This is a genomic window from Kineococcus gurbantunggutensis, assembly GCF_050871925.1.
In the GTDB taxonomy this organism is placed as follows: domain Bacteria; phylum Actinomycetota; class Actinomycetes; order Actinomycetales; family Kineococcaceae; genus Kineococcus.
Map to the genome: position 1 here is coordinate 1 of NZ_JBJLSG010000262.1, position 4,240 is coordinate 4,240.

Consider the following 4,240-nt stretch of genomic DNA (forward strand, 5'->3'; position numbering starts at 1 on the left):
GAAGGCCCCCGACCGGACAGGTCGGGGGCCTTCGTCGTGCCGCGCGGGCGGTGCTGGCGCTCAGCTCAGCGGGGGCTCAGCGGATGAGGCCGCGGGCGCGCAGGCCCTCCAGCGCCTCGTTGAGGATCGCCTCGCCGTCGGCGTCGCTGCGGCGCTCCTTCACGTAGGCCAGGTGCGTCTTGTAGGGCTCGTTGCGCGGCGGCGCGGGCGGGTTGGCCCGGTCCGTGCCGGCGGGGAACCCGCAGCGCGGGCAGTCCCACGTCTCCGGCGGCTCGACGCCCGACTCCTCGGCGAAGCTGGGGCGGGTCTCGTGCCCGTTGGCGCACCAGTACGAGATGCGGACGCGGGGCGCGGTGTCGCCGCGCTCCGCCTCACCCATCGGTCCGGCGCCGACCCTGCTGCCCCGGATGGCGTTGCCACCTGCCACGTTGAACTTCTCCCCTCGTCCGCTGCCGCGGGTGTTGGTGCCTGGTCGCTCAGAACTCGTCGGTGAAGCGCTGCACGAGACCGAGCAGCACGATGCACGTGAACCAGAGCAGGCCCACCCCGACCGTGAAGCGGTTGAGGTTGCGCTCGGCCATGCTCGACCCGGACAGGCTCGTGGTGACGCCGCCGCCGAACATGTCCGACAGGCCGCCGCCCTTGCCCTTGTGCAGGAGGATCAGCAGCGTCAGGAACAGGCTGGACAGCGCCAGCAGCACCTGCAGCACGATGCGGAGGACGGTCACGCGGATCCTTCGTCTCGGGCCGGTCCGCAGCGCGGGCCGACCGGGTCGGGGCTGGTCCAGGGTAGGCCATCGGCGGGCCGGATCGGGCGCACCGCCCGCACCCGCCGTGTCCTCAGGCCGGGTGGTCCCGGTAGCGCACGACGGCGGCGAAGTCGCCCGCGTCGGTGCTGGCCCCGCCCACCAGGGCGCCGTCCACGTCGGGCTGCGCCATGATCGAGGCGATGTTCGCCGGCTTGACGCTGCCGCCGTAGAGGATCCGCACCGCCTGGGCGGTGTCCGCGTCGAACTGCCCGGCCACCGCGGCGCGCAGCGCCTCGCAGACCTCCTGGGCGTCCTCGGGGCTGGCGAACTCGCCGGTGCCGATCGCCCACACCGGCTCGTAGGCCAGCACCAGGGAGGCCACCTGCGCCGGCTCCAGGCCCTCCAGCGCGGCGGTGACCTGCCCGACGGTGAAGGCCACGTGCTCGCCGGCGCGGCGCACGTCCAGCGCCTCGCCCACGCACACGATCGGGGTCAGGCCGTGGGCCAGCGCCTGGCGGGTCTTGGCGCGCACCAGCGCGTCGTCCTCGCCGTGGTACTGGCGGCGCTCGGAGTGCCCCACCGCGACGTAGGTGACGCCGAGCTTGACCAGCTGCGCGGCGGAGACCTCGCCGGTGTAGGCGCCGGACTCGTGCGCGGAGAGGTCCTGCGCGCCCAGCTTGAGGGGCAGCTTGTCGCCCTCGATGAGGGTCTGCACGGTGCGCAGCGAGGTGTGCGAGGGCAGCACGGCGACCTCGACGGCCGAGTGGTCGTGCTTGGCGTCCCTCAGGGTCCAGTCCAGCTTCTGCACCAGCAGGGTGCCCTGCTGGTGGTCCAGGACCATCTTCCAGTTGCCGGCGATGAGCGGGGTGCGGGCCACGTCGTGTCCTCCTCCTGGGTCGGGCGGTCGGTCGGCGTCAGTCGAGCACGTCGAGGCCGGGCAGCTGCTTGCCCTCGAGGTACTCCAGGCTCGCCCCACCGCCGGTGGAGATGTGCCCGAACTGCTCGTCGGCGAAGCCGAGGGTGCGCACCGCGGCGGCGGAGTCGCCGCCGCCGACGACGCTGAACGCCTGCGAGTCCACCAGGGCCTGCGCCACGGCGCGGGTGCCGTGCGAGTACGGCTCCATCTCGAACACGCCCATCGGCCCGTTCCAGAAGACGGTGCGCGCGTCCGCGAGCGCGGCGGCGAACGCGGCGCCGGACTCCGGGCCGATGTCCAGGCCCAGGCGGTCGGCGGGGATCGCGTCGGCGGGCACCACGGAGTGCTCGGCGTCGGCGGCGAACGCGGTGGCCGCCACGACGTCGGTGGGCAGCACGACCTGCACGCCCTTCTCGGCCGCGGTGCGCACGTAGGCGCGCACCGTCTCCAGCTGGTCCTCCTCCAGCAGCGACCTGCCCACCTCGTGCCCGGCGGCCTTGAGGAAGGTGAAGACCATGCCGCCGCCCACGAGCAGGCGGTCGCCGGAGGTCAGCAGCGAGCCGAGGAGGTTGTCGATGACGCCGAGCTTGTCGGAGACCTTCGAGCCGCCGAGCACCACGGCGTAGGGGCGCTCGGGCGAGGTCGTCAGCCGGCGCAGCACCTCCACCTCGGCGGCGACCAGGCCGCCGGCGGCGTGCGGCAGGCGGGTGGCGACGTCGTAGACGCTGGCGTGCTTCCGGTGCACGGCGCCGAAGCCGTCGGAGACGAACGCGTCGGCGAGGGCGGCCAGGGAGTCGGCGAAGGCCCCGCGCTCGGCGGCGTCCTTGCTGGTCTCGGCGGCGTTGAAGCGCACGTTCTCCAGCAGCAGCAGCGAGCCGTCGGTGAGCGCCTCGACGGCGGCGGTGGCCTGCTCGCCGACGGTGACCGGGCAGAAGGAGACGTCCACGCCGGGCAGCAGCTCCGCCAGGCGGGCGTGCACGGGGGCCAGGGAGTACTTCTCGTCCGGGGCGCCCTGCGGGCGGCCCAGGTGGGCGGTGACGACGACGCGGGCGCCGGCGTCGAGCAGGCGGCGCAGGGTGGGCACCGAGGCGCGCACGCGGCCGTCGTCGGTGATGCGGGCGCTGCCGCCGGAGCGGTCCAGCGGGACGTTGAGGTCGCTGCGCACGAGCACCCGGGTGCCCCGCAGGCCGCCGAGCTCGCGCTCGAGGTCGTCGATCGTCTTCACGGTTCCTCCGGTGGTGGGCGTCGTGCGGCGGGCAGGCGTCACCGGCCCGGGGCGCGACGCCCCGGGCCGGTGGCGGTGCTCAGAGGGAGCTGCCGACCAGGGCGGTCAGGTCCACGAGGCGGTTGGAGTAGCCCCACTCGTTGTCGTACCAGCCGACGACCTTGACCTGGTCGCCGTTCACCTTCGTCAGGCCCGAGTCGTAGATGCACGAGGCGGGGTCGGTGACGATGTCGCTGGAGACGAGCTCCTCGTCGGAGTACACGAGGAAGCCCTTCAGCGGGCCCTCGGCGGCCGCACGGTACGCCGCGTCGACCTCCTCGGCGCTGACCTCGCGGCTCAGCGTCACGGTGAGGTCCGTGGCCGAGCCGGTGGGCACGGGCACGCGCAGCGCGTAGCCGTCGAGCTTGCCCTTGAGCTCGGGCAGGACCAGGCCGATGGCCTTGGCCGCACCGGTGCTGGTCGGCACGATGTTCAGGGCGGCGGCGCGGGCGCGGCGCAGGTCCTTGTGCGGGCCGTCCTGCAGGTTCTGGTCGGCGGTGTAGGCGTGCACCGTCGTCATCAGGCCGCGCTCGATGCCGAAGGCGTCCTGCAGGACCTTGGCCAGCGGGGCCAGGCAGTTCGTGGTGCACGACGCGTTGGAGATGATCGTGTGCTGCGCCGGGTCGTAGTCGCCGTCGTTGACGCCCATGACGACGGTGACGTCGTCGTTCTTGGCGGGCGCGGAGATGATGACCTTCTTGGCGCCGCCGGCCACGTGGGCCTTGGCCTTCTCGCCGTCGGTGAAGAAGCCGGTGGACTCGATGACGACGTCCACGCCCAGCTCGCCCCAGGGCAGCTTGCCCGGGTCGCGCTCGGCGAGGACCTTCACGGTGCGGGAGCCGACCACGATGGAGTCGCCGTCGACGCGCACGTCCTCGGGCAGCTTGCCCAGGACCGAGTCGTGCTTGAGCAGGTGCGCCAGCGCCTTGGCGTCGGTGAGGTCGTTGACGGCCACGACCTCGATGTCCGCGCCGGAGGCCAGCGCGGCGCGGAAGAAGTTGCGGCCGATGCGGCCGAAGCCGTTGATGCCGACCCTGGTGGTCATGCGCTCTCCTCCTCGACGCACCGGGCCGGGCCCGGGCGCGTCAGCTCTGCGTGTTCCTGTCGGGTGCTGCGCCCGCCGCAGCGCCGCGGCGACGTCCCGACCCTATGGCCTGCGTCACGTCGGGGTGCAGCGGGGGGCGCGCCAACCCGTCAGGACCACGCCGAGCCTGACGGCGCCCGGGGGGGGGGGGGGGGGGGGGGGGGGGGGGGGGGGGGGGGGGGGGGGGGGGGGGGGGGGTGGGGGGGGGGGGGGGGGGGGGCGGGGGG

General features: G+C 74.1%; 5 protein-coding genes. All 5 read right to left on the minus strand.

Annotated elements, in window-relative coordinates; genetic code table 11:
- Positions 1–76 precede the first annotated feature (76 nt).
- Positions 77–427: an RNA polymerase-binding protein RbpA gene (locus ACRYR7_RS24620; protein ID WP_166610646.1), complete on the minus strand. Its 351-nt coding sequence runs from the start codon at positions 425–427 to the stop codon at positions 77–79.
- Positions 428–476: 49 nt separating this feature from the next.
- Positions 477–728, minus strand: coding sequence for a preprotein translocase subunit SecG (gene secG, locus ACRYR7_RS24625; RefSeq protein ID WP_432574964.1), 252 nt, complete (start codon positions 726–728; stop codon positions 477–479).
- Positions 729–840: 112 nt separating this feature from the next.
- A complete protein-coding gene (gene tpiA / locus ACRYR7_RS24630; protein WP_432574965.1) occupies positions 841–1,626 on the minus strand; it encodes a triose-phosphate isomerase in 786 nt (261 codons plus the stop codon).
- A 37-nt stretch (positions 1,627–1,663) separates the two neighbouring features.
- On the minus strand, positions 1,664–2,890 hold the full coding sequence (locus ACRYR7_RS24635; RefSeq protein WP_432574966.1) for a phosphoglycerate kinase: 1,227 nt from the start codon (positions 2,888–2,890) through the stop codon (positions 1,664–1,666).
- A 79-nt stretch (positions 2,891–2,969) separates the two neighbouring features.
- A complete protein-coding gene (gap, locus tag ACRYR7_RS24640; protein WP_432574968.1) occupies positions 2,970–3,974 on the minus strand; it encodes a type I glyceraldehyde-3-phosphate dehydrogenase in 1,005 nt (334 codons plus the stop codon).
- Between the last annotated feature and the right edge of the window lie 266 nt (positions 3,975–4,240).

Excerpts from the sequence above, each read along its gene's own strand:
- gap (WP_432574968.1), bottom strand. The coding sequence starts at position 3,974 with ATGACCACCAGGGTCGGCATCAACGGCTTCGGCCGCATCGGCCGCAAC.